Here is a 24,841-nt window from a genome sequence, read left to right as displayed (position 1 = left end):
GAAGCAGTGATTCAGATGGCCAAGCGCATCGACGTCAGCGGTCTGTCCGCCTATTACGGCTCCCACCTCGCCATCGAGGACATCTCGATGACCGTGGAGCCCCGCTCCGTGACCGCCTTCATCGGCCCGTCCGGCTGCGGCAAGTCCACCTTCCTGCGCACCCTGAACCGCATGCACGAGGTCACCCCCGGTGGCCGCGTGGAGGGCAAGGTGCTGCTGGACGACGAGAACCTGTACGGGGCGAACGTCGACCCGGTCACCGTGCGCCGCACGGTCGGCATGGTCTTCCAGCGTCCGAACCCGTTCCCGACCATGTCGATCTTCGACAACGTCGCGGCGGGCCTCAAGCTGAACGGCTCGTACAAGAAGAACCAGTTGTCGGACGTCGTCGAGAAGTCCCTGCGCGGCGCGAACCTCTGGAACGAGGTCAAGGACCGGCTGAACAAGCCCGGTTCCGGTCTCTCCGGCGGTCAGCAGCAGCGCCTGTGCATCGCCCGCGCGATCGCGGTCGAGCCGGACGTGCTGCTGATGGACGAGCCGTGCTCCGCCCTGGACCCGATCTCCACCCTCGCCATCGAGGACCTGATCGGCGAGCTGAAGGAGCGCTTCACGATCGTCATCGTGACGCACAACATGCAGCAGGCGGCCCGAGTCTCGGACCGCACGGCGTTCTTCAACCTCTCAGCGGTCGGCAAGCCCGGCAAGCTCATCGAGATCGACGAGACGGAACGCATCTTCTCCAACCCGTCCGTCCAGGCCACCGAGGACTACATCTCGGGCCGCTTCGGATAAACCCCAAGGATGGCCTTTGGGTGCTGCATGGCGGTGCCACCCGTAAGGCAAAGGGTTCGCCCCGCTCCCTGTACAGGGGGCGGGGCGAACCCGTCTGGCCGGCCGAACTCAAGCCCGTACGGCGATCGAGGACAAAGCGGCCACCGGACGACCCGGGTGACCCCACGTCCCGTCACCCGAACAGCAGCACCACAACCCCATAACTCGCGGCAGCCACCAACCCCGCGGCCGGCATCGTGATGAACCACCCCAGGATGATGTTCTTGGCAACCCCCCACCGCACCGCGTTCACCCGCTTCGTGGCGCCCACGCCCATGATCGCCGAGGTGATCACATGCGTCGTGGAGATCGGCGCATGGAACATGAACGCCGAGCCGAACATGATCGACGCACCCGTCGTCTCCGCCGCGAACCCCTGCGGCGGGTCCAGCTCGATGATCTTCCGGCCGAGCGTACGCATGATGCGCCAGCCGCCCGCGTACGTACCCAGCGAGAGCATCAGCGCGCAGACGAGCTTCACCCAGACCGGAATCGGGTCGCTCGGGCTCTCGACATCGGCGATGACCAGGGCCATCACGACGACACCCATCGTCTTCTGCGCGTCCTGCAGACCATGACCGAGCGCCATGCCCGCGGCCGAGACCGTCTGGGCGATCCGGAAGCCGCGCTTGGCCTTGTGCGGGTTGGCCCTCCGGAACATCCACATGATCGCGACCATCACCAGATAGCCGACGATCAGACCGATGACCGGCGAGAGGAACATCGGGATGACGACCTTGTCGAGCACCCCGTCCCAGTGCACCAGCGTTCCGCCGGCGAGCGCCGCACCGACCATGCCGCCGAACAGCGCGTGCGAGGACGAGGACGGCAGCCCGAAGTACCAGGTGACGAGGTTCCAGATGATCGCACCGACGAGCGCGGCGAAGAGGATTCCCATCCCCTTGTCCCCCTCGGGGGTCGCGATCAGACCCTCGCTCACGGTCTTGGCGACACCGCTGCCGAGAAACGCACCCGCGAGGTTCATCACCGCGGCCATCGCCAGCGCCGCACGCGGTGTCAGTGCACGGGTGGAGACGGACGTGGCGATCGCGTTCGCCGAGTCGTGGAAGCCGTTGGTATAGGTGAAGCCGAGCGCGACACCAATGGTCACGATCAGCGCAAAGGTGTCCACGTGGTTCAGGACTCCTTGACCGCGATGGTCTCCACCGTGTTGGCGACGTGCTCGAACGCGTCGGCCGCCTCTTCCAGCACGTCCACGATCTGCTTGAGCTTCAGCACCTCTATGGCGTCGTACTTGCCGTTGAAGAGGTGGGCGAGCAGCTTGCGGTGGATCTGGTCCGCCTGGTTCTCCAGACGGTTGACCTCGATCCAGTATTCGGTGAGGTTGTCCATGGTCCGCAGACTCGGCATCGCCTCGGCGGTCAGCTCGGCCGCCCGTGCCAGCACCTCGATCTGCTGCTCGACTCCCCTGGGGAGTTCTTCGACCTGGTACAGCACGACCAGGTCGACGGCCTCCTCCATGAAGTCCATGATGTCGTCGAGCGACGATGCGAGGTTGTAGATGTCCTCACGGTCGAACGGCGTGATGAAAGAGGAGTTCAGCTGGTGGAAGATCGCGTGGGTGGCGTCGTCCCCCGCGTGTTCCGCTGCCCGCATGCGCTCCGCGATCTCGACTCGGGAGGCAGAGTCCGCCCCGAGCAGTTCCATCAGGAGTTTCGAGCCCGTGACGATGTTGTCCGCGGATGCGGAGAACATGTCATAGAAGCTCGTCTCCCTGGGGGTCAGACGAAAGCGCACGTGGGGTCCTCGGGGTGCTTTGGATTTGGTCAGGCTGATGCTAGGCGCATCATCCGGCCACGGCTAACCGGCATTCTTCAGTGTCGCGCATCGGGCCCGGTGATCAGCACGGGCCCCCGGTCACGTTTCGGCAGAATTCGTTAGGATATACCCACCAGGGGTATATAAACGGCAGGGTAAAGGGAAAACGGGAGGCAGCAATGACCACCACCGAGGCCGCCGGGACCACCGCCTCCACCACTGTGGAGAAGGAACCCGCGGAGAAGGAAGCGGTGGAGACGGGAGCGGTCGTCACCGACCACGACCGGGGTATACACGGCTACCACCACCAGAAGGCCGAGCACCTCAAGCGGCTGCGCCGGATCGAGGGCCAGATCCGCGGTCTGCAGCGCATGGTCGACGAGGACGTCTACTGCATCGACATACTCACCCAGGTCTCGGCGTCCACGAAGGCGCTCCAGTCCTTCGCGCTCCAGCTGCTGGAGGAGCACCTGCGCCACTGCGTCGCCGACGCGGCGGTCAAGGGGGGCGAGGAGATCGACGCGAAGGTCGAGGAGGCCACGAAGGCGATCGCCCGCCTGCTCCGTACCTGACCGGGTGCGGGCCGCCCCGCACTCACCCCCGGTGCTCGGCCTGCCGGGGGACGGTGGTTCGCTCGGCGGTCACCCGGACGTTCAGCACCTCGTCGATACGGTCCGCACTGAGCCGTTCCCCGACGGCGGCCGACGCGGCGATCATCAGCTCTCCGCAGAGCTCGATCTCGGCGAGGGCCACATGGTCGGATACGGTCCGCGCGCTGAGCGTCACCACGTCACTCACCTCTCACTGCCGTCGCCGGCTTCCTAGCGTAGGGAGCGGACCACGTGCCGCGCATGGCACGGACGGACCATTTCGCGCCACCGGCCTGCCTACGTCCCCGTCTTCGTCCGTCTGTCGCGCGGCTACCGCTGCTGGATCCTCCCGGTGTAGATGTCGCGTTCGTCCGGCAGCCGTACGGTCACCGGCACCCCGAATCCGTACAGCAGCGTCGTCGACACCACCTCCGCCGCCGGTCCCTCGTTGGCGAAGCTGAACCGGTGGCGGACCTTGCGCAGCCGCCCCTGGTCGTCCAGATACGCATCGAACGGCACCGTGTCCGTATGGAAGCCCTTCGCCGCCGCGGCGAGGGCTCCACGCGACTGCGGCGAGGCCTCGCTCGCCGCCCGGCCGATGTCCGAGATCCCCCGGTAGTGCCGCACGGCCACCCCGGCGAGATCGGTCGTCCCCACGTACGTCGCCTGCTGCGCCCCGCGCAGCAGCTCGGCGGCGGCCATCGGATCGGTCACCCCGCCGGTGACCAGATTGCCGTCCTCCAGGGTCGTCGTGTCGATCCTGACCCACTTGTCCGCGGGCACTCCGGCGCCGCGGTTCATCATGTAGAGAGCGCCGGGGGTCAGCAGTTCGGTGATGGGGCGGTGCTCGTCCTCACCGGCGGCGTCCTTGGGCAGCACGACCTTGAGCCGGCCCATCTGACGGCGGAAGTCGTACGTGCCCCGGCCCCTGATCGTCACCCGCGTCCCGCCCGCCGCGGTCTCCATCGACGTACGCACCTCGGCACTTCCGGCTCCGGCCCCGGGCGTGGCCCCGGTCATCCGCCCCGCCCCGGTCCCGCTCGTCGTCCCCGCCAGCACGGCGGCCGCGCGGTGGACCGCGTCGAGGGAGGTGTCGGCCCCGCCCCGTTCGTCGGCCATGGCACGGTCCCCGCCGCCACCGCCGCCCGCGCATCCGGCGGTCGCCGCCATCACGCCCACCACGGCAAGGGCGCAGACAGCGCGCGCCCCGCCTCCGGACCTGTGCTGCTGCACCACCATCGCCTGCCAACCCCCAACGACGTACCGCTTGCCCGAGCCCCCCACCCGTTCCGCATAACGACAGCCCGTGTCCCCCGTCACGCCGCTCCCCTACGCCACGCCGCCGGGTGGCCGCGCCCAGTACCGTGGACGGGTGTACGTCCAACACACCGAAGAGGCCCCGCAGACGTCCCCCACCCCCGCGTCCTCCGGACACGAGTCCACGACCGTGGAACGCGGCTCCTTCTGCACCGCCCGCTGCAGCTGCGGCTGGTCCGGACCGGCCCGCCGCTCCCGGGACCGGGCGCGCACGGACGCCGCGGAACACAGCGCGGCGCCCTGACGTCGTACCCCCTCCTCCTTCCTCTTCCCCCCACCGACCGGCCCATGAGTGCCCTGCCCCGGAGGCCCGATGAACCTGCCGCTCCTGCCCGACCGGCGCACCCTGCTCACGGCGGGCGTCGCAGCAGCGCTCACCGGCGTCACGGCGACCGCCTGCAGCGGCGCGTCCGGCTCCGGTCCGAACTCGGGCGCCGAATCCGGCGGCGACCCCTCGGGCACATCGGCCACCAAGGGCAGCACTCCCGCCGCACCGGCCTCGTCGAAGCCCTCCCCCTCCGGCCCGGCGGACTGGTCAGCCCTGGCCAAGAGCCTCGACGGCACCCTTGTCCGTCCTCAGGACGCGGCCTACCCGACGGCCCGTCAGCTCTACAACACCCGCTTCGACGGCCAGAAACCCGCCGCCGTCGCATACGTCAGGCACGAGGCGGACATCCGCGAGTGCCTGGCCTTCGCCCGCCGCACCGCCACCCCCGTCTCCATCCGCAGCGGCGGACACTCCTACGCGGGCTGGTCGAGCGGCAACGGCCGTCTGGTCATCGACGTCTCGTCGCTGTCCCGCGTCGAGAAGACCGGCGCGATCGGCGCGGGCGCCAAGCTCATCGACGTCTACCAGGGCCTCGTCCGCCACGGCCTGACGATCCCCGGCGGCTCCTGCCCCACGGTCGGCATCTCCGGCCTCACCCTCGGCGGCGGCCATGGCGTCGCCTCCCGCGCGTACGGGCTGACCTGCGACAGCCTCACCGCGGCGACCCTCGTCACGGCCGACGGCAAGACCCTCACCGTGGACGCCAAGCACCACCCGGACCTCTTCTGGGCGCTGCGCGGCGCGGGCAACGGCAACTTCGGCGTGGTCACCGAGCTGAGGTTCCGTACCCGCCCGGTCCCGCAGACCGTCACCGCGTACATGTCCTGGCCCTGGTCGCGCGCCCGCTCCGTCATCACGGCCTGGCAGGAGTGGGGGCCGTCCCAGCCCGACGAGATCTGGTCCTCGGCCCATCTCGACGCGGGCCCGGGCGGCGTCGACCCGACGGTCTCGGTGGCCGCGTTCAGCCTCGGTGCGTACGGTGACCTGCAGAACGCCGTCGACCGCCTCGCCGACCGGATCGGCGCCCCGGCATCCTCCGTCTCGCTGCGCCGCCGCAGCTACCAGGAGGCGATGCTCGGGTACGCGGGCTGCGCGGGCATCTCCGACGCCCAGTGCCATCTGCCGGGCACGACACCCGGCCGCACCCCGCAGGGCACGCTCCAGCGCGAGACGTACGCCGCCGCATCCGATTTCTACGACCGCTCCCTGTCCCCGGCGGGCGTGAACGCGCTGCTCGACCGGGCCACGGCATTCACACGGATTCCCGTGAGCCAGGGCGCAGGCGCCGGTTCCATCGCGCTCACCGCGCTCGGCGGGGCGATCAACCGGGTCTCCCCGCAGGCGACGGCGTTCGTCCACCGCCGCTCACGCGTACTCGCCCAGTACATCGGCGCCTGGAGCCCCGGCACGGCGGGCAAGGCCCAGCAGGACTGGCTGAAAAACACCCACGCGGCGATGCGACGGTACGCGTCCGGGGCGGCGTACCAGAACTACACCGACCCGACGCTGACCGACTGGCGCCAGGCCTACTACGGTTCGGCGGCCGACCGTCTCACCCAGCTGAAGAGGCAGTACGACCCCGGCCGTCTCTTCACCTTCCCGCAGGCTCTCTGACTCCCGAAGGTCTCTGACGCACGGTCAAGGGCGCGGCATGACAACGGCCTGCCGCGCCCTTCCTGTCCTCTTCCCTACGCGGCCAGGTCCTTCTCGCCGTTCCCGCCGCCCGTTCCCGGGCGCGGCTCGGGGATCCCGAGCGCCCCCGACCGCCCGTCGGCCGCTGCCGAGGACACCGGCCGGCGCGAACGCACGAGCCGTCCGAGCCGGTCCGAACAGGAGACGGCCGTCACCAACGGGGTCAGCAGCATCATGGCCAGCGGGGCGAGCAGCAGCGCGGCTGCCGTGCCGAGGGCGAAGCCGCCGATGACGTCGGTCGGGTAGTGGACACCCATGTAGATCCGGCAGAAGCCTTCCAGCAGGGCGAGGCCGATCGCCGCGATGCCGAACTTCCGGTTGGCCACGAAGAGCCCGACGGCCAGGGCCATCGCCATCGTGGCGTGGTCGCTCACGAAGGAGAAGTCGTTCTTCCCGTCCACCAGGACATCCAGCCCCTGGTGGTCCCGGAACGGGCGCGGCCGCTCCACGAAACCGCGGATCGGGATGTTGATGAGCAGTGCGATCCCGGCGGCGAGCGGAGCCCACACGATCCCGGCGACCGCCGTCACCGAATCGTCGGCCGTGCCGCGCCGGCGTACGCTCCACCAGCACCACAGGACCACCAGGACCATGCCGAGCATGATCCCGTACTCGCCGACGAACTCCATGACCCGGTCGAACCAGGTGGGAGCGGACTTCGCGAGTCCGTTGATGTCGTAGAGCAGGCTGACGTCGGGGTTCGACCCATCCAGTGCGAGTCCAGCCATCTGCTGCGGCCCCTTGCCTTGTCTGCTGCCGCGGGGCACGTCCATGTGCACCGCTTTGACGAACCCCCGTGTCGGTTCGATCACTATGTGGATCGGTAATTCGGTCGTGCGTGGTGGCTGGTCTGCCGGTCCACCCAGGGAACGACGCGCTCCGGGTGTACGTTCCACTCTCCACCGAATGATCACCATGACGTTATCGAAGAGTGACTCATCATCGCAGCTCAGGGCCCAGGCTTCACGGAGAGTTCCGGCCACCGCCGCCCGTGCATCATCCCGTCGGCAGGGCGGTCGGAAGAGCCGCGGCCCCGTCCTTGGTCACGCGCGTCGCGCCGAAGTAGTCGGGTGTATCGATCTTGTCGAACCGGATCACTGCACCGGTGTAGGGGGCGTTGATCATGTACCCGCCCCCGACGTAGAGCCCCACGTGATGGATGGCCCGCGAGTTGTTCAGATCGTCCGAAAAGAACACCAGGTCTCCGGGGAGCAGCTCGTCCCGCGAGGGGTGCGGCCCGGCGTTGTACTGATCGTTCGCCACGCGCGGCAGCTCGATGTCCACGGTGCGGTACGCGGCCTGGGTCAGCCCCGAACAGTCGAACCGCCCGCCCTGCTCGGCCGTTCCGTTGCCGCCCCACAGGTACTTCGTACCGAGCTTCTTCTGCGCGAAGTAGATCGCCCCGGCCGCCTGCTGCGAAGGCTGCACCCGTCCGACGGGCCGGGCGAAGCTCTTCTCCAGGGACCGGATGACGGTGACGTAGTTCTGCGTCTCCGCGATGTCCGGGACCCCGCCCGCGCGGATCACCCGGTACGCACCGGCGTTGTACGCGGCCAGCATGTTGTCGGTCGGGTCCCCGGGCACCTTCTTCACGTACCCGGCCAGTTCGCAGTCGTACGAGGCGGCGGACGGGATCGCGTCGGCCGGATCCCATACGTCCCGGTCCCCGTCGTTGTCCCCGTCGATCCCGTGTCCGGCCCAGGTGCCCGGGATGAACTGGGCGATGCCCTGAGCGGCGGCGGGACTCTGGGCCCGGGGGTTCCACCCGCTCTCCTGGTACAGCTGGGCGGCCAGCAGGGCCGGGTTGATGGCGGAACAGAGGTTGCCCCACTTCTGCACCAGCGGCTGGAACTTCGCGGGCACGGCCCCCTTCGCCAGCCCTACGGCCCCACTGCTGCCGGAACCGACGAGTCCGGCAGCGGCCGAGTACGTACCGACGACGAGCAGCGCCACGAAGCACATGGCCATGCCTGCGCCGATGCCACCGACCACCCAGAATTTCCGCACCCCTCAACCATCCCCCATCGGAGCCGGGTTCATGGGCGGTTTCGCGGGTGTGTACGAATCATCCGGGTCGTCAGGGTCGTTGACCGGCCACTCCGGCGTACTGACCTGACGTCAGGACGCTCCGGCGGACCAGTAGTCGGAGTGCACGTTGGGGCGCGGAAGCGGGTAGACCCCTTCGTAGGCAGGTCCGTTCGGCTCGGAGGCGGAATCGGCGACCTTCGACTCCTTCACACAGGGACTGTCCGCCTCGAAGAACGCCTGTCCCTTGCCGCGGAAACTCACACTGATACCGAAGCCGTCCTTCGTCTGCGCGTAGACCGCCGGGAACACCTTGTCGTTGTTCTTCGCCTTGATGCGGTAATCGCTCTTGCGCCAGAACTGCTCGACCTGGTCCAGGAAGCTCTGCCGGCGCTCCGCCGACACGATGGTCATCACGGTGCGCCTGCGCGTCACATCGCAGCTGCCCGTCGTCGTCGGGCCGTGCGCCCACTGCACCTCGGGGTCGATCTGGTCGAGTACGGCGTCGAGCATGCCGTCGGACCGTTCGGCGGCCTCCTGCATGTTCATGTCGCTGGTCTCCTCGGTGCTCCCGGTGGAAGCCTTTGTGCTGCTGCCGCCCGACCGTCCGTCGACGCTGCCGCAGCCGGCCAGCGCGAAACCGACAGCCAGGGTCGCCGCGACGATCTGGAACCTTCGCTTCATCGCTGTTCCTCCATCTTGAGCCTGTCGGAGTGTCCCGACACGATCAGAGCGATGCCGTCCGCCGACATGGCGTCCCGTACCGGATCGAAGTAGTTGGAGTGCGCGTCGAAGCTCACACCGTTCGTGCTGATCAGCGGCTGGCCGGGGGCCACCGGGAATCGTGTGGCCCCGAAGGCCCTGCTCGCCGGGTCCTTGCCGAACCAGAGGTCGTCGTCGCCCGGATCGGCCAGGTCTCCGGCGAAGTATGCACCGGCGGGGCCACCCAGGATCATCCCCACCGCGCCCACCGCGGCCTGCGTCTTGGACGGGAGCTGGGTCACCGGGTCGTTGGCCGCGGCGCCGACGAAGACGTGCCCGCTGCCGACGCCGAGGTCCACGGCACGATCCACTCCCACCCCCGGGCTGCCGACCAGGATGATGTCGTCCACGCCCGGAATGCCGCCGTCGCGCTGCGTCGCGGCACCCACGGTGCGTGAACCGTAGGAGTGCCCGATCGCCGTGATGTGCGGGTCCTTGTTCTGGTTGGTGGCCGCGATGCCGCCCATGAAGTCGCTGTAGGCCACGCCGCCCTTCTCCGCCCGGCCGGTGCCCGCGACCGCCAGGCTCCGCAGCCCGTCGGGGGTCTGCGGTGCGTCGTAGCCGAGCCAGACGATCGACGCGGTGGACTGCTCGTACCCCTGGGCGCCGATCGCCGTGTCACGGGCACGCTTGAGGTCGTTCTTCGCGAACTCCTCGTCGAGGGAGGTGTTCAGCCCCGGCACATAGGCCGACACGTTCTTCGAGGTGTCGGGGTTCCCGAAGGAGACGATCGCCCGGCCGTTCCCCTCGTCGCTGATGCCGAGCAGATACATCGGCGGCGAGCTCCCCTCCTTCAGCTGCCGGTCGATCTCCCGCAGGCCCGCCAGCTGGTCCTTCGACTTGGAGTCGGTCTTCCCCTCCAGCTTCGACATCAGCTCCGGGAGGTTTCTCCGGTTGGCCGCGTCCCTGTCCGCCGCGGGAATGCCGTCGAGATTTCCGATCCGGTCCGGGGAGAGCTCCAGGTACTGATCGCGCTGTTGCTGCGTCAGCCCGTCCCACCAGTCCTTGCGTTGAGCGGCGGTGGCATTTTTCGGGATGCGGTCGTTGAGGTAGTCGCGCTCCGCGTCCCGTACCGCCGCCTCGACGCGCGTACCGGAGCCGGGCAGCCCGGCAACCGCGCCGCCGCCCCCGCCGGACGCCTCGGTCATGTCCCAGGCGGCCGCGACGTATTCGCCCTTGCCCCACTTGTCCCCGGCGCCGTGTGCGGCCTGGGCGTACTGGTCGGCGATGCCCTTTGCGCTGTCGACGGGGTGGATGACCGTGTCGACGACGCCGCTGACGTCACCCCAGAGCCCGTCGTCGCCGACGACGCCGGTGAGGAAGTTGCCGTCGGAGGGGCGGGAGGAGGCCGGGTCAGGGGTTTGTCTACCCGCGTCGACCTGCGAAGAAGAAGAGCCGGTGGCCGAGCCGGAGGATGAGGAGGTGTCGGCGCCACCGGCCGAGGTGGACCCACCGGAGGTGTCAGATCCTCCTGCCCCGGTGCCACCGGTCACGGTCGAGCCTTCAGAGCCCGCGCCTCCGGCGGAATCGGATCCGCCGCCGGTCGAGGTGCCGCCACCGCTACCCGTATCCGTATCCGTATCCGTGCCCGTATCCGTGCCCGTATTCGTGCCATTGCCGGCGACCACGTCGACATCGGGTGCCGGGCAGGCGCTTCCGGTCAGTCGGCAGATGGCGTTCCGGATCTCCCCGGTCAGCTGCCCGCCGATGCCCGTAGCCACGAGCCCGCCGACGAGGGCCACGACCACGAGGGTCATTCCCAGGTACTCCATCGCGGTCTGACCGGAGTCCCGACGCCACTTGATCAACCGCGCGATGCTGAACGGCCGGTGCCCGGCACGCTGTTCAGGACCGAGCCCGAACCATTCGCGCGAGCCGGACCGCAACAGCAGAACGACGACGACAACCGGCACCACCAGCTGCGCCACACCTTGCCCACCGGTGTCCTCACCCAGCACCGCCAGGGCGCCGAGGATGAGCCAGGCATGTACGGCGAGGAGCCCGCGCCGGATCCAGACACCGCCGGTGCGCAGGTACAGCGAGAGTACGAATCCGGTGACGCCGGGCAGTGCGGCGTACAGCACCATGCCCAGGAGGTGACCGTCCACCGCGTCGACGGACGAGGCCACGACCAGCGCGTCGATCGCGCCCACGACCGTGACGACGAAGAGCAATCGAACGAGAATCAGCACCGCCTGCAGCGAGCGCGACAACGACTGCCTGCCCGGACGGGCGTCGGCACCACGCACATCGGCGCCATCTGGAGCGGCTAATTCTCGTATGCCAGACACGACGAGTCTCCCAGCTTTGTGAGTGGGCGCAGCGACAGTTCGATCGGTCTCTGTATGCGACCACACCAACACGGGGCGCGGCATGGGCCCCAGGGCCCAATGCCAGACTCAATGTCCCCGGTGACCAGCACGTCCTTTATCCGCACCGAGCGGCTGGTTACGGGTCATTGGGGACGATGAGACTGCGTCAGGGAGCCCCGGCGGACCAGAAATCGGAGCGGACGTTGGGAGGCGGAACTGGCTTCCCAACGTGCACCTCTTCGCCAGGAGCCGGGGTTGGCGGCGCAACCCTGGACTCTTCGACGCAAGGTGTCGCCACTTCGAAGAATGCCTGGCCGCGTCCTCCGATGAGGAGCCTCACTCGGAACCCATCCGGCGTCTCGAAATAGGTTGCAGGACTTGCAGCGTTGGCATTGACTCCGAGTTGGCGATATCCAGATTCCTTCCAACCTCGCTCCACGATTCCGAGGAAGCTCCCTCTACGCTGTTCGGAAATTACGGTCACCACAGCACGACGCCGAGAAACGTCGCAACTTCCTTCCGTGCTCTCTCCGTGAACCCAATTAACTGGCGGATGAATTCTCGCAAACGTATCATCGAGGATCCCATCTGCCCTGTCCGCAGCTTCTTGCATATTCATGTTCACGTTGCCTCCACCATCACTCGAAGCTGGCGAGCCATCCACGGATTCACACCCGAAAAGAAGCATCGATGCCGCGATCAAAAGAGCGGCGGACACCCTCATCTGGGACGCTCCCGTTGAATCTCTTCCGACTTCCCCGAAACGATTCTTGCGATATTGTCCGCTGACATCAGATCCTTAGAAGGGTTGAAATAATTTGAATGCGCCTCCACCGGGCCATGGCCTCGCTCGAACGGGCGCGGACCATCACTCACGGCAAACCTGTTTGCCCCGAAGTCTCGGTGTGCCGGGTCAGTTCCAAACCAGACCTCGCTGTCGTCAGACTGTGCATCCTGTGACGCGTATCCGGCGAATCCGCCAGCAAGCCCCCCTGCTGCACCACCGATGACAGCGCCAACTGGACCCGCGCTCGCGCCCAGCACGAAGCCCGTCGATGCCCCGCCAGCAACACCAGCCCCGATTCCGCTCGCCTCCTTGCTATTGGGCAATTTGGTAACCGGGTCATTCTCAGCCGCCCCCACGAAGACGTGATCCTTACCAACACCTAGATCTTCGGCGGTTCGTGCACCCGTCCCCGGGCTGCCCACCAGAATGATGTCATCAGCACCTGGAATGCCACTTCGCTCCTGTGCAGCCAAGCCGACAGTCAAGGACCCATACGAATGACCAATGGCCGTAACGTGCGGGTCTCCGTACTGACTGGTGGAAGAAATTCCAGCCATGAATCTGTTATATGCATGAGCGCCAGCCCTAGCATTTTGTTCACCCATTACATCCAAGTTCCCCAAAGGATCACCGGCTGACGTCTGCGGTGCGTCGTATCCAAGCCATACAATCGAAGCGCTCGGAGACTCGGGGTTCATTTCCTTGGCCCCTAGAGCCGTATCCCTAGCCCGCTTCAAATCACTCTTCGCGAATTCCTCGTCGAGGGCCGTCCCCAACCCCGGCACATACGCCGAGACATTCCTTGCCGTATCCGGATTCCCGAACGAAACGATCGCCCGTCCATTCCCCTCGTCCCCGATGCCGAGCAGGAACATCGGAGGCTGACGGCCCTCCCTCAGCTGCCGGTCGATCTCCCGCAGGCCTGCCAGCTGCGTCTCCGATCTCGGGTCGTCGCGCCCCTCCAGCTTCCCCATCAGCAGCTGCAGGTTGTCCCGGTTCGCCGCGTCCCGCACCAGCGCCGGAATGCCGTCCAAGTTTCCGATCCGGTCCGGGTACACCGCCAGGTACTCCTCGCGCTGTTCGTCCGTCAGGGCGGACCACCAGGCCTTCCGCTCGGCCGGGGAGGCGTCGTGGGGGATGCCGGCTTTCAGGTAGCCGCGTGCCGCATCCCGTACCGCCGCCGCGTCGCCCGCCGCGTCGGCCCACGTGGTGTCGGGGACCTTCAGGCCCTCCTCGGCCCTCAACTTGCGCAGGATGCGGGCGTACCGCCAGTCGATCTCGGCCGCCGTCCGCACGGCCTTGGCCACCCGGTCCGCGATGTCCCGCGCCTTCGCCGCGTTCGGGTTGGGCGCGACCAGGCCCGACGGCGGCAGCAGGCCGGGCGCCTCGCCCACCGATGCCTTCCCGCCCGGCAACGGCTTGCCGTCGATCAGGCCCTCGCCCGCGGCCGGGTACGTCACCGAACCGTCCGCGTGCACCGTGAACTTCAGGGACTCCGCATCATCCAGCGCCTCCCGCAACGCCCGTTGCTGGGCCCGCAGTTCGTGGGCCAGGCTGTTCAGCGTCGTACGGAGCAGACCGCACTCCGTGTAGACGTAACCCAGGTTCCGGCTCATCTGCTGGAGCCGCCCGACCGCCGCCTCCGCCGCCGCACCCCGCTGCGTACCGCGCAATCCGTTCAGGAGCTGCGTCTCGATCCGGTCCCGCCCCGCGTCGGCACGGTTGCTCGCCTTGCCCCAGCCGTCGGCCGCGCCCTCCAGTTCGCCGCACTTCAGGTCCTGTAACTGCGCCCAGGTGAGGGTCATCGCGCCCCACCCCGGTCCGGCGACGCCACCGGCGCGAACGACGACTTCACGCTCTCGTTCGTCTCGCCCTGGGCCCGCGCGACGGCCCTCAGCTTCCCGGCCAGCGCCGCGCACTCCCCCCGCGCGGCCTCGAACCGCCGCTCCCACGACTCCCGTACGGACCCCAGCTCGGCCAGCGCGGTCAGACCGGCCGTTCCGGCGAGCAGACCCTCGTGCGCGGCCGCCAGTTCCGACCTCACCGGGCCGAGGTGCGTGCACATCCCCTCCGCACCACCGGCGGCCCGCAGCCAGACCCCGTCGCTGTGCTTCAGCACGTCTCGCACGGCACCGGCACCGGCACCACCGCCACCCGCCCCGCCCGCCAGATCACTCAGCCGCTCCCGGTCACCCGGCTGTCCCACCGCTGCCACTCCGACCACCCCGCTCCGTCCTCGACCGTGGACTTGGTCGTGGAGCGGCACTGTGCCAAATCACGTGTGCGCGACACGCCGCGCCCGCACACGCCACAAGGCGTAACGCCCTTTGAGGCCCGGCACGCCGGACCAGGTCATTCACCCGAACGAAGTGGCCGGAATGACGTGGATGGCGGGGAAGGGCGTCTCGGCAGCGGTCCGAGCGACTCCGAGACGTACGTCACATCCGTTCCCGTCACATCTTGTCGAGCAGCCCCGTCAAGGAGGTGTAGCCACCGAAAACGGCAAGGAGTGCACCATGGATGCTCGCTTGAACCTTCTCGACAACCCGGTCGCGGCCAAGGCCCTGAGGCACCTCGCCTCGGCGGGCAAGGTGATCGCTGACTCGACACTGCCGGCCGCGACGCAGGAACTGGTGAAGATCCGCGCCAGCCAGATCAACGGCTGCGGCTTCTGCACCGACATGCACACCAAGGACGCCGCACACGCCGGGGAGACCTCGGTGCGCCTCAACCTGGTCGCGGCCTGGCGGGAGGCCAAGGTGTTCACCGACGCCGAGCGTGCCGCCCTGGAGCTGACGGAGCAGGGCACCCGCATCGCCGACGCGTCCGGTGGCGTCACGGACGAGGTCTGGGCGAATGCCGCCAAGCACTATGACGAGGACCAGCTCGCCGCCCTGGTGTCGATCATCGCCCTCATCAACGCCTTCAACCGCGTGAACGTCATCGTCCGCCAGCCCGCCGGCGACTACCAGCCCGGCCAGTTCGGATAACTCGGTCACACGCCCCCGGGCACCCCTCGCCGGGGCCCGGGGGCGTCCGAACGAACCGGCCTACGCGCGCTGTCCTGGCACGCTGTCCGGTTCCGGGTCGGTGGCGAGGCGGGCATGCAGATGCTCGTCGTGGTACACGCCGTCGCCGTAGCGGTGGGACGCCCGCAGGGTGCCCTCGGGGAGGTAGCCACAGCGGTCGGCCACCCGGCAGGAGGCCTCGTTGCCGGCGGCGTGGGCGATCTCGATCCGACGCGCGTCGGCCGTGGCGAAGGCCCAACCGGTCACCGCCCCGGTCCCCCTGGTGGCCAAACCCCGTCCACGGGCGGCCGGGAGCATCCAGTAGCCGATCATCGCGAGACCGTCCGCACGGTCGACCCAGCGCAGGGTGACATTGCCCAGCAGAGCGTCGCCGGTGGCGTCCAGCACGGCGAAGAGAGCGGCGTCACCGCTGTCCCAGATGGCTTCGCGATGCTCAAGCGCCGCCACGGCCTCGCTGCGGTCGGCTGCGCGAAAGGGGTTCCAGCGGGCGATCAACGGGTCCGCCGCCGCGGCGACCAGCCCGTCCAGCAGCACCTCCAGCTCGGCGGCCTCCCGCCCCCATGGGCGCAGCAGTACGTCCCCCAGGTCGAGCGTGGTACGTACGAAATTCCGTCGCTCGCCGGGGCCCTGTACGGCGGGCGGAGGCACGGGCAGAGAGGTACTCATGGTCCCTTCCTACGCGGCGGCCCGGTCCAATGCCAATGGTTTTCCACCGGTGTACGGGTACGGAAGCACGGGCCTGACCGACCCGCTCAGCAGACCGCGCCCGGCCCCGCGGCCGCCGTGGCCCGGAGCAGATCCCGCAACAGGTCGAAGTCGATGGCCTCCGTCCTACGGAAGCGCAGACAGCCCTTGCCCATGTCCTGCCCTGCCAGCCGCTCCGCGAACGCCTCACGCACATCGCTGCGCATCAAGTAGAAGGAGACGTACTGCTTCTGCGAGGCGAACGCGATCTCCGCGGTGCCGTCCCGCTCGTACGCGGGCATCCCGTACGCCATGACCTCGTCGAACCCGGCCAGCTCCGCCCGGCACAGGCTCCGCAACCTCGCCAAGGCGTCCCTGCGCTCCTCGGGTACCTCGGCCAGATACCCGGCCACGTCCTTCGCCTCGCTGCGCACCATGCAACGAGGCTATGCCCGCCCCGCACCCCTGTCGCCCGCCCCGCCGTCCCCCTTCGCCGCACACTCCACCCAGAGCAGCTTCCCGCCCTGCCCCGGCAACGCACCCCGCATGGGATACGCGCCCCAGCTCTCCGCGTAAAGGGTGACGAGATAGAGCCCCCGCCCCCGCTCAGCCAGCTCCGCCGGAGCCTCGGCACTCCAGCGGAACGGAGCGGGAATGTGCGGATCGGTGTCCCAGACGCTCAGCCGGACACGGCTGCGCCCGGCATCGCGCATGCGCAGGGAGTACGGCCCCGAGGAGTGCAGGTACGCATTGGTGACCAGCTCGCACGCCAACAGCTCCGCGATCTCGATGAGTTCGCTCATGCCGTGCACGCGCAGCACGGTACGAAGCGTCGAGCGGGCCACACCGGGGGCGCGGGGATCCTGCGGGAGTTGGAGGGTGTATGTCCAGGGCGGGGATACCGTGGCACTGACCATGGAAGTCTCCGTTCACGGAGGGAAGTTGGATCATGCGTTTCCGGTTGCCCGGTGACGAGGCCGCTCCGTCGAGCGGGGTGCTTCCGGGCGGGTGGCCTGAGTCAGACACTAGATTCCCGGCAAAGAAGTTTTGCGAAACTACGAGAAAATCCATTCCGATTACCTCGTGTGAGTGACATCCCAACCAGACGGGAACCAGGAGGAGTCAAATGGCAGCAAGGCCCACGTCCACGGCCCGCCGCAGCCGCCTGGCAGCTGAGCTCCGCAAGCTCAGGGAGCGGGCGGGGATAACCGCGCGCGAGGCCGCCCAGCAGGTGGGAACCAGCTCAGGGCAACTGAGCAATGTGGAAAGCGCCCGCTTCGGCGTGAGCCCCGACCGAGTGCGCATCATGGCCCGCGTCTACGCCTGCTCCGACGCGGTGTACGTCGACGCACTGGCAGCCATGGCGAGTGAACGGTCGACCGGCTGGTGGGAGCAGTACCGGGGCATCCTCCCGACAGGAATGCTGGACCTCGCGGAGTTCGAGCACCACGCAGTCGCGTTGCGTACCGCTTACACATGCCATATTCCCGGCCTCCTCCAGACCGCGGATCACGCACGCGAGGTCTTCGGCCAGGTGGTGCCCGAACTGACACCACCGGAGATCGAGCACCGCGTCTCCCACCGCATCAAGCGGCAGGACGTCATCTACCGGGCATTGCCCATCGCTTACTCCACGGTCATACACGAGGCAGCGCTACGGATGAGGTTCGGCGGACACACCACAGCACGCAGACAGCTGGAACACATCCTGGAGATGAGCGACCACGCACACATCAGTGTCAGCGTGATCCCGTTCGATGCCGGCGCCTACCCGGGCTCCGGCCAGTCCGTTGCCTACGGAGTCGGTCCCGTTCCCCAGTTGGACACCGTGCATCTCGACCAGTCCCACGGGTCCGTACTGCTGGATGCCGAGCCTCAGCTGCTGAAGTACCGCACACTCCTTGACCGGATGGAAGCTGTCGCGCTCACTCCGAAGAAGTCTCAGGACTTTATCCGCCGTATCGCAAAGGAACTATGAAAGGGACGTCATCATGTCCACATCCTTCTGGCAAAAGTCGTCGTACTGCGGGGAAGGGGACGCGTGCATACACATATCCACCTCGCCCACCCGCACCGTGAGTCTGACCGAGTCCGGCGACCCCGCCGGAGCGATACTCCACACCACCCCCGCTGCCCTCGGCACCCTTCTCCGCGCACTCAAGGAGAGCCACGCCCATGGCTGACACTCCCGCCGACCTGACGTGGATCCGCGCCGCCCCCGAGGGCGAGGACGGGCCCGGGCCCTGGTTCGAGGTCGCCTTCGGACCGGACGAACTCGTCTGCCTCCGCGTGAGCGACGACCCCACCAACATCGTCACGACCACCCGGACGAAGTGGGACGCCTTCACCAAGGGCGCCCTCGCCGGCGAGTTCGACCACTTCGCGGAACTCGACGGCGGCCGGGACACGGCGACGCCGGTCTGATCCGAGCCGCGTCCCGGCCGGTGAATAGTGACGGAGCCCGGCATGCGTCCGTACACCTGACACCTGGCAGAAGTCGTCCTACTGCGCACGGGCGGCGGGCGTGGTCACCGTCACCGGGCGGCCGAGGAGAAGCTCGTCCGCGACGAGCGTCAGCACGTCGGGGCGGTGCACGGCCAGGGCGGGGGCTGCCGTGTGCCAGGTGTCCAGGCGCAGGGCCTGGGCGATCAGCGGGCCCGCGCGATCAGCCCCGGCCCGGGCGGCCACGCTCACCAGCGCCTCCGCCTGCCGTTCCGGGAAGTCGATGGACCGAGCCACGGCCTCGGCGCCGTCCACATCGCCCGCCCGGGCCATCGCCTCCACCAACTCCGCCAACGCCGATGCCCGGTCGTCCAGTTCGGGGATGGCGCGAGCCAGGGGCTCGGCCTCACGGAAGAGGCCTGCGGCACGGTCCGCACGGTCCGCTCCCCCGCCCCCGGCCCCGGCCCCGGCACTGACCATCACCCCCGCCACCTCCCACAACGAGCGCGCGCTCTCGTACGGGTCGTCGACCATCCGGGCCAGGGCCCCCGCCTCCCGGGCATCCACGACAGGAGCCGGGCCCTGCCTGCCGGGCACACCCAACTCCCGTAGCAGCGACCGCGCGGCGGCCAGGATCTCCGGGTCCTGATCGGCTCCGGAGGCCGACAGCAGCTCGCCCAGCCGGGCCTGCCACACCCCCGGCTCCTCCTCGCTCGCCTCCAGCACCTGCGCGCTGTCCTCGCCGCACTCGCCGTCCGCGCCGCGAGCGAAGAAGCGTCGGCGCACCGCCTCACGCAGACTGTCGTACGTGTCGCGGACCGCGCTGCTCGCGGTGTCCGTGAGCCCGGCCGACGCACCCGCCGCCAGCGCCGCCACCACCAGGTCGACCCCGGCCATACCCGCCCCCAGTCGTTCGCCCGCCCCGATATGACACAGCGTCACCCTTCCCCGCAAGGCCCGTGACACCGCCGCCCAGCCTGACAACCGCCGACGGGCACGGCGGGCCCGTTCACGTGTCCGCCCGCCCCACCGCGGGCATGATCAACGACATGAACGACGACCCGGGCCGGATACTCCGCTGGAACTTCTTCATCGGCGGACACCTGAGCACCTCGGTGCCCGTACGTCTCGTCGAGCGCACCGACGTGGGTCAGCTCGTATGGATGGAGACCGGTACGCCGATGTGGCGTACGGAACTTCCGCGCGGGACGCACCTGCGGGACATCGCCCCGCAGGACCGCCCGGCCGGCGGGTACCCCTTGGTGGCCGACCGATGGCCGATGGGCAGCGCGCTCTTCTACCAGCCGACCGGGGCGGCGCACTCCGTCCTGTGGCTCTTCGGGCGCAGACGGAAGTTCCTCGGCTGGTACGTAAATCTGGAGCGCCGCGTCCACCACGGCGACGACATCGACATCGCCGACCACGAACTCGACATCAATGTCGCTCCGGACCGGTCCTGGCAGTGGAAGGACGAGCGGTCCTTCGCCGAGAAGACCGGCCACCCGGCCTACTGGTCGGCCGACGAAGCGGCGGCCATCCGGACCGAGGGCGCAAGAGTCGCACGGCTCGCCGAGGCCGGAACGTTTCCCTTTGACGGCACCTGGTGCGATTTCCGGCCACCACCGGCCTGGACCACACCGCCCCGGCCACCCGTTCCACGCCACCCGCTGCTCTGACCGGGGCCCGTGCCGACCATGCCCTGCCCAAAGGGTCTCGGCCAGGGTGGCGGGATGACAGTCATTGCCCGGGGTCACCCCCCGTGATACACAGAGTAACCATACATATTCGGTCATACACCGATTCGATCCGCAGGTCAGGGTGGTCAAACCGGCCACACGTGCGAGATCCGGGTAAAGAGAGCCGTCAAGCCGTCGTACGAGAGCAGTTTCATCAGCGAAGATAGAGAGCGACCCATGTCGTGTGGCAAGGGCAGTGAACTACCCAACAGGGGCGGTGACTTACATGATCCTGGCAGCTGAAAAGGGCGACATCACCACCATCATCGGCGGAATCGCCCCGAACTGGGGGCCGTTCGGGACCTTGGGCAACGAGGCCCGCGTAATGATCGAGGTCGTGATGGCCATTGCCATCCTGCTCTGCCTCGGCATCGCGGTCTGGGGTGCGGCAAAGCAGCGCATCGGCGCCACGGCACTGCGTGACACGTTCAGCGCCGAGCAGGGCAAGGGGCTGATCGTTGCCGGTCTGACCGGTGTGTTCATCATCGGATCGCTGGGAACTCTGTTCACCATCGTCTACGGAATGGCTGTCTGACCGCCTGTCATCCCGCGCCAGGGGCAGTCCCGCCCACCCCCACACCATCCGCCCGTCGTGCCCACCGGCAGAGGTTGCGTCTCCCTGATGTCGAGTCACCACACCGCGCCCGCGCGAGAACCCGCACGGCTACCGTCGTACTACCCGGTTCAGGAAACGGTTGAGGGGGCGTACGCGGCATGAGTCTCGGCGACGAGAACGGCTACGGCAGCGGTTCGGGTCGTACGGACGATGGATACAGCACCATCGGCGGTACGCGCCAGACCCGTACCCGTCTACCCGACGGCGAGGGCGGCGACGGCTACGGCACCCCCCGCCGCCCCGCCCGCAGCTCCCGCTCCCTCGTCACGGTGGTCGGCGTGGTCGTCCTCCTGATCGCGGCCATCGCGCTCGCCAACATGGGCGGCGGCGACAAGGACGGCAGCGGCGACGGCCCGGGAAACGGGGGGAACAAGGCGGGCGCGGCACCCACGGCGGCCACGGGGACGAAGCCGGTGACGGGGAAGAACGGCTCGATCCCTTCGGGGTTCGCCCACGACGAGCAGGGGGCGCAGAGCGCGGCGTCCAACTTTGCGGTGGCGCTGGGGTCTGTCGGGATGTTCAACGCGGACACGCGCCGGAGCATCGTTCAGGCCACCCACGACCCAGCCGTCGTGGACGGCCTGCTGGCCGCCATGACGAAGGCATACTCACCGGGCTTCCTCGAAAATGTCGGCCTCAACGAGGACGGCACCACCCCCAGCGGCCTGACCTTCGTCTCTCGGACCATCCCGGTCGGCACGAAGGTGATCGAACAGAGCAGCGACACAGCCACCGTTGAGGTCTGGTGCACGGGTCTCGTCGGAATGGCCGGACAGGGTTCCACCAAACCTGTCACCGCAACGTGGTTCACCATCTCGGAGAAGCTCAAGTGGGTGGGCGGCGACTGGAGGATCGAGTCGTCGAGCCAGACGGAAGGCCCCACACCCGTCAATGGCGACAACAGGGCATCTACCGCGGACGAGATCGCCGGTGCGGTTGAGGGATACGGAGGCTTCACCTATGCCCGCTAGCTATCGCTCGCGTGCGCGCTCCCTCGTAACGCTTCTGGGCAGCCTGCCGGCCACAGCGATCCTGCTGACTTCGTCGGCCGCTGCGGCCCCGTCTCCATCGCCCTCGCCCACTCCCAGCGAGAGTGACAATGCCTGCGACCTCATCGTGGGACTCGCCAAGGACTACTGCGAGAACGGCGACGCAGGCGCCCCCAAAACCGACCCCTCCAGCACCCTCGACAACTCCCTGGACCCCCTCTCCTCCCTCGCCCGCGGCTGCGCCGACGCCGCCGCATGGGTCGTCGACAAGCTCAGCGAGGCAGTGAAGCAGACCGCGAACGTCGACTTCACCAACGAGACCTTCCGTCAGCAGTACGCCATCGTCTTCGCGGCCTCCGCCATCCTCACGCTCGTCCTGTGGCTGTTCGCCGTCGCCAAGCGCGCCATCCGTGGCGTCCCGCTCACCACCGCGATCTCCGAAGCCGTCGGATTCCTCTGGCTGACCGTCATCGCATCAGCCTTCACCCCGCTGATCCTGTACGTGGTCGTATCCGCCACCGACGGCGTCAGCGACGTGATCGCCGCGGCCACCGGGAACAAGGCCGATGTCTTCTTCGGGTCGTTCGCCGAAGCACTCAAGAGCGGCTCGGACATCGGCGGCGGGCCGATCATGCTGATCGTCGTCTCGCTCGTCTCGATCCTCGCCGCGGGCGTCCTCTACCTGGAGCTCGTCATCCGGGCCGCCCTGCTCTACGTCGGCGCCCTCCTGGGCACAGTCGTCTACGCGGGCCTCGTCGACAAGAACATGTGGGGCCATGTACGCCGCTGGGCGGGCATCATGATCGCGGTGATCATGGTGAAACCGGTCATCGTCATCGTCCTCGGTCTGGCCGGCGCCCTCTCCACCGACGACGGGCCCAACGCCTTCTCCTCCGTCGTGTCCGGCCTCGCCATCATCATCCTGGCGATCTTCGCCTCCGCGATGATCTACCGCTTCGTCCCCGGCTTCGGCGACGAGATCCAGGGCGCCCGCACCAACCGCAAGCAGGCCACCGACGGCTCCCAGGCCGCCGCCCTGATCAGCTCCCCCGCCGCCCTCGTCTCCCAGGGCATCAAGACCCACAGCGGCCGGAACGGCGGAGGCGGCGACAACGGCGGACAGGGCAGCACCGGAGCCCGGCCCGCCAACCCCGTCAGCGGCGGCGTCGCCGCCCACGGCTCGCGCAACCCCGGAGGCGGCGGATCCGCCACACCTCCGCCCCGCAGCGGATCGGGGCCGACCTCCGGCACCCCCCACGGCAGCCGCTCCCCCCGAGGTGGCGGATCAGGCAGTTCAGGTAACAACAGCACGGGAGGTGGAGGGCGTTGACGACTCAGTCCCACACGATCGCGCCCCGCCGTACGTATCTCATCGGCCGCGCCCGGCCGAACGCGATCGTCGGCAAGAACCGCGAGACCGGCGAGATCGCGCTGATCATCGTCGGTGCGTTCCTCGGCATGATGAGCGGGCTGCTCGTCCCCTACCTCGCTGCGCGGATCGTGCTGCTCACGGGCTTCCCCCTCCTCGCCCTCGCGGTCGTCTACCTCCCGTACAAACACCGCACCCTCTACAAATGGTTCGAAATCAACCGCAGCTACAAGCGCACCCTGCGCCGCGGTACGACCTACCGCTCCACCGCCATGGAGGCGGGCGTCAGCGCCGACGGGCGTGAGGTCGAGATCGGGCCGCCCCCCGGCATCGGCCGGATCAACTGGCTCGCCGCCCCCTTCGGACCGGACGAGATCGCCGTACTCCTGCACGCCGACCGCCGCACCGTCACCGCGGCGATCGAAATCGAGGGGCCCGGCGTCGGGCTGCGCGACAGCGAGGACCAGGAGGCACTGGTCGACCGGTTCGGCACGCTGCTCAAGCACGTGGCCAACGGCGACGGGTTCGTGACCCGCATTCAGATGCTGGCGCGGACCCTTCCCGCCGACCCCGACGCGCACGCCAAGGACGTCGCCCAGCGCGGCGACAAGGCGGCCCCGGGCTGGCTGCAGGAGTCGTACGACCAGCTCCAGTCGATGGTCTCCACCTCCAGCGAGCAGCACCGCGCCTACCTCGTCGCCTGCATGCACTACACCCGCGAGCTGGCCGCCGAGGCCAACGCCATGGCCCGCGCCGCCCGCCCCACGGCCGGCCGCAAGCTCGACCGGGACGCGGGCCTCGCCGTCGTCATGGCGCGCGAACTCACCGACATCTGCGCCCGCCTCGCCGAGGCCGACATCCGGGTGCGCCAGCCGCTCGGCCAGAGCCGTCTCGCCTCCCTCGTGCACTCCATGTACGACCCCGACCACCCCATCGACCACATCCAGGCCATGACCAAGCGCAATGCCTGGCCCGCCGAACTGGACGCCGTCGAGCCGACGTTCCTCCAGGCCAAGACCCGCGAATCGGCCACCCGCGCGCCCTGGTGCCACTCCACGGCCTGGGTGAAGGAGTGGCCGATGACACCCGTCGGCGTCAACTTCCTGGCCCCGCTCCTCGTCCACACGCCCGATGTGATCCGTACGGTCGCGGTCTGCATGGACCTCGAACCCACCGAGGTCGCCATCGAGCGGATGCTCACCGAGAAGACCAACGACGAGGCGGAAGCCAGCCGCCAGGCCAAGATGAACCGCACAGTCGACCCGCGCGACATCGCCGCGCACGGCCGGCTCGACCAGCGGGGTGAAGATCTTGCGAGCGGCGCGGCCGGAGTGAACCTGGTGGGGTACATCACCGTGTCTTCAAGATCACCCGAGTCCCTCGCCCGCGACAAGCGAACGATCCGCGCCTCTGCAGGAAAGTCGTATCTCAAGCTGGAGTGGTGCGACCGCGAGCACCACCGCGCCTTCGTGAACACCCTGCCGTTCGCCACCGGCATCCGCCGCTAGTCGCACGCAACGCCGCAGACAACCGAGAGAGAAACGAGAGGGAGG

27 protein-coding genes are annotated in these 24,841 nt (G+C 68.5%); 13 read left to right on the top strand and 14 right to left on the bottom strand.

Going from position 1 to position 24,841, the window contains the following annotated elements:
- Window positions 1-15 precede the first annotated feature (15 nt).
- Window positions 16-792 carry a phosphate ABC transporter ATP-binding protein PstB gene (pstB, locus tag OG507_RS22145; protein WP_327368924.1) on the top strand — a complete coding sequence of 259 codons (777 nt, stop codon included), beginning with the start codon at window positions 16-18 and terminating at the stop codon, window positions 790-792.
- A 172-nt stretch (window positions 793-964) separates the two neighbouring features.
- Here the strand turns inward: pstB and OG507_RS22140 are convergent, their stop codons facing one another.
- Window positions 965-1,963 (bottom strand): inorganic phosphate transporter, encoded by a 999-nt coding sequence (locus OG507_RS22140; RefSeq protein ID WP_327368923.1) that lies wholly within the window; start codon window positions 1,961-1,963, stop codon window positions 965-967.
- 5 nt (window positions 1,964-1,968) lie between these two features.
- On the bottom strand, window positions 1,969-2,589 hold the full coding sequence (locus OG507_RS22135; RefSeq protein WP_327368922.1) for a DUF47 domain-containing protein: 621 nt from the start codon (window positions 2,587-2,589) through the stop codon (window positions 1,969-1,971).
- Between the two features lie 200 nt (window positions 2,590-2,789).
- Here OG507_RS22135 and OG507_RS22130 point away from each other — a divergent pair, with 200 nt between their 5' ends.
- Window positions 2,790-3,182, top strand: coding sequence for a metal-sensitive transcriptional regulator (locus tag OG507_RS22130; RefSeq protein WP_327368921.1), 393 nt, complete (start codon window positions 2,790-2,792; stop codon window positions 3,180-3,182).
- 22 nt (window positions 3,183-3,204) lie between these two features.
- Here OG507_RS22130 and OG507_RS22125 read toward each other — a convergent pair whose 3' ends face one another.
- Window positions 3,205-3,399 carry a hypothetical protein gene (locus OG507_RS22125; protein WP_327368920.1) on the bottom strand — a complete coding sequence of 65 codons (195 nt, stop codon included), beginning with the start codon at window positions 3,397-3,399 and terminating at the stop codon, window positions 3,205-3,207.
- Between the two features lie 131 nt (window positions 3,400-3,530).
- Window positions 3,531-4,439 carry a hypothetical protein gene (locus tag OG507_RS22120; RefSeq protein ID WP_327368919.1) on the bottom strand — a complete coding sequence of 303 codons (909 nt, stop codon included), beginning with the start codon at window positions 4,437-4,439 and terminating at the stop codon, window positions 3,531-3,533.
- Window positions 4,440-4,572: 133 nt separating this feature from the next.
- Between OG507_RS22120 and OG507_RS22115 the strand changes: the two genes are divergently transcribed.
- Both OG507_RS22115 and OG507_RS22110 read left to right on the top strand, forming a co-directional pair.
- Complete coding sequence (locus tag OG507_RS22115; RefSeq protein ID WP_442811110.1) at window positions 4,573-4,761, top strand: hypothetical protein; 189 nt, start codon at window positions 4,573-4,575, stop codon at window positions 4,759-4,761.
- A gap of 69 nt (window positions 4,762-4,830) precedes the next feature.
- Window positions 4,831-6,459: an FAD-binding oxidoreductase gene (locus OG507_RS22110; RefSeq protein ID WP_327368918.1), complete on the top strand. Its 1,629-nt coding sequence runs from the start codon at window positions 4,831-4,833 to the stop codon at window positions 6,457-6,459.
- Between the two features lie 74 nt (window positions 6,460-6,533).
- Here OG507_RS22110 and OG507_RS22105 read toward each other — a convergent pair whose 3' ends face one another.
- The 6 genes from OG507_RS22105 to OG507_RS22080 all read right to left on the bottom strand — a co-directional run bounded on the left by OG507_RS22105 (window position 6,534) and on the right by OG507_RS22080 (window position 14,629).
- Window positions 6,534-7,265: a phosphatase PAP2 family protein gene (locus OG507_RS22105; protein ID WP_327368917.1), complete on the bottom strand. Its 732-nt coding sequence runs from the start codon at window positions 7,263-7,265 to the stop codon at window positions 6,534-6,536.
- Between the two features lie 268 nt (window positions 7,266-7,533).
- Window positions 7,534-8,544, bottom strand: coding sequence for a bifunctional lytic transglycosylase/C40 family peptidase (locus OG507_RS22100; RefSeq protein ID WP_327368916.1), 1,011 nt, complete (start codon window positions 8,542-8,544; stop codon window positions 7,534-7,536).
- Between the two features lie 111 nt (window positions 8,545-8,655).
- A complete protein-coding gene (locus OG507_RS22095) occupies window positions 8,656-9,246 on the bottom strand; it encodes a hypothetical protein (RefSeq protein ID WP_327368915.1) in 591 nt (196 codons plus the stop codon).
- Window positions 9,243-11,516 carry an alpha/beta hydrolase gene (locus OG507_RS22090; RefSeq protein ID WP_327368914.1) on the bottom strand — a complete coding sequence of 758 codons (2,274 nt, stop codon included), beginning with the start codon at window positions 11,514-11,516 and terminating at the stop codon, window positions 9,243-9,245. The genes OG507_RS22095 and OG507_RS22090 overlap by 4 nt, the downstream gene beginning before the upstream one ends.
- A gap of 840 nt (window positions 11,517-12,356) precedes the next feature.
- Window positions 12,357-14,228 carry an alpha/beta hydrolase gene (locus OG507_RS22085; protein ID WP_327368913.1) on the bottom strand — a complete coding sequence of 624 codons (1,872 nt, stop codon included), beginning with the start codon at window positions 14,226-14,228 and terminating at the stop codon, window positions 12,357-12,359.
- On the bottom strand, window positions 14,225-14,629 hold the full coding sequence (locus OG507_RS22080; RefSeq protein ID WP_327368912.1) for a hypothetical protein: 405 nt from the start codon (window positions 14,627-14,629) through the stop codon (window positions 14,225-14,227). Before OG507_RS22080 ends, OG507_RS22085 begins: the two co-directional genes overlap by 4 nt.
- A 310-nt stretch (window positions 14,630-14,939) precedes the next feature.
- Here OG507_RS22080 and OG507_RS22075 point away from each other — a divergent pair, with 310 nt between their 5' ends.
- Entirely contained in the window at window positions 14,940-15,413 is a 474-nt protein-coding gene (locus OG507_RS22075) for a carboxymuconolactone decarboxylase family protein (protein ID WP_327368911.1), read from the top strand.
- Between the two features lie 60 nt (window positions 15,414-15,473).
- Here OG507_RS22075 and OG507_RS22070 read toward each other — a convergent pair whose 3' ends face one another.
- The 3 genes from OG507_RS22070 to OG507_RS22060 form a co-directional block, all read right to left on the bottom strand.
- Entirely contained in the window at window positions 15,474-16,118 is a 645-nt protein-coding gene (locus OG507_RS22070) for a GNAT family N-acetyltransferase (RefSeq protein ID WP_327368910.1), read from the bottom strand.
- An 86-nt stretch (window positions 16,119-16,204) separates the two neighbouring features.
- On the bottom strand, window positions 16,205-16,573 hold the full coding sequence (locus OG507_RS22065; protein ID WP_327368909.1) for an iron chaperone: 369 nt from the start codon (window positions 16,571-16,573) through the stop codon (window positions 16,205-16,207).
- A gap of 9 nt (window positions 16,574-16,582) precedes the next feature.
- A complete protein-coding gene (locus OG507_RS22060; RefSeq protein ID WP_327368908.1) occupies window positions 16,583-17,053 on the bottom strand; it encodes an ATP-binding protein in 471 nt (156 codons plus the stop codon).
- Window positions 17,054-17,262: 209 nt separating this feature from the next.
- On the opposite strand from OG507_RS22060, the gene OG507_RS22055 reads away from it, so the two are divergent.
- Genes OG507_RS22055 through OG507_RS22045 form a run of 3 tightly spaced genes read left to right on the top strand, consistent with a single transcriptional unit; the run spans window position 17,263 to window position 18,560 of the window.
- A complete protein-coding gene (locus tag OG507_RS22055; RefSeq protein ID WP_327368907.1) occupies window positions 17,263-18,114 on the top strand; it encodes a helix-turn-helix domain-containing protein in 852 nt (283 codons plus the stop codon).
- Window positions 18,115-18,127: 13 nt separating this feature from the next.
- Window positions 18,128-18,319, top strand: a complete 192-nt coding sequence (locus OG507_RS22050) for a DUF397 domain-containing protein (protein WP_327368906.1) — start codon at window positions 18,128-18,130, stop codon at window positions 18,317-18,319.
- Entirely contained in the window at window positions 18,312-18,560 is a 249-nt protein-coding gene (locus OG507_RS22045) for a DUF397 domain-containing protein (RefSeq protein WP_327368905.1), read from the top strand. The genes OG507_RS22050 and OG507_RS22045 overlap by 8 nt, the downstream gene beginning before the upstream one ends.
- A gap of 78 nt (window positions 18,561-18,638) precedes the next feature.
- On the opposite strand, the gene OG507_RS22040 is transcribed toward OG507_RS22045, so the two are convergent.
- The gene (locus OG507_RS22040; protein ID WP_327368904.1) at window positions 18,639-19,475 is read right to left on the bottom strand and encodes a hypothetical protein; all 837 of its coding nucleotides are present in this window, start codon (window positions 19,473-19,475) and stop codon (window positions 18,639-18,641) included.
- A 152-nt stretch (window positions 19,476-19,627) separates the two neighbouring features.
- Between OG507_RS22040 and OG507_RS22035 the strand changes: the two genes are divergently transcribed.
- The 5 genes from OG507_RS22035 (at window position 19,628) to OG507_RS22015 (ending at window position 24,796) form a co-directional block, all read left to right on the top strand.
- Window positions 19,628-20,254 (top strand): DUF402 domain-containing protein, encoded by a 627-nt coding sequence (locus tag OG507_RS22035; RefSeq protein ID WP_327368903.1) that lies wholly within the window; start codon window positions 19,628-19,630, stop codon window positions 20,252-20,254.
- A gap of 286 nt (window positions 20,255-20,540) precedes the next feature.
- Window positions 20,541-20,849 (top strand): hypothetical protein, encoded by a 309-nt coding sequence (locus OG507_RS22030; RefSeq protein ID WP_018101695.1) that lies wholly within the window; start codon window positions 20,541-20,543, stop codon window positions 20,847-20,849.
- A gap of 179 nt (window positions 20,850-21,028) precedes the next feature.
- A complete protein-coding gene (locus OG507_RS22025) occupies window positions 21,029-21,901 on the top strand; it encodes a hypothetical protein (protein WP_327368902.1) in 873 nt (290 codons plus the stop codon).
- A complete protein-coding gene (locus tag OG507_RS22020) occupies window positions 21,891-23,249 on the top strand; it encodes a hypothetical protein (protein ID WP_327368901.1) in 1,359 nt (452 codons plus the stop codon). Before OG507_RS22025 ends, OG507_RS22020 begins: the two co-directional genes overlap by 11 nt.
- Window positions 23,246-24,796: an SCO6880 family protein gene (locus tag OG507_RS22015; protein ID WP_327368900.1), complete on the top strand. Its 1,551-nt coding sequence runs from the start codon at window positions 23,246-23,248 to the stop codon at window positions 24,794-24,796. The genes OG507_RS22020 and OG507_RS22015 overlap by 4 nt, the downstream gene beginning before the upstream one ends.
- The last annotated feature ends 45 nt before the right edge of the window (window positions 24,797-24,841 follow it).

The sequence above is a fragment of the Streptomyces sp. NBC_01217 genome, from assembly GCF_035994185.1.
Lineage (GTDB): Bacteria > Actinomycetota > Actinomycetes > Streptomycetales > Streptomycetaceae > Streptomyces.
The sequence above is the reverse complement of the archived record's forward strand: the minus strand, read 5'-3'. Positions and strand labels throughout refer to the sequence as shown.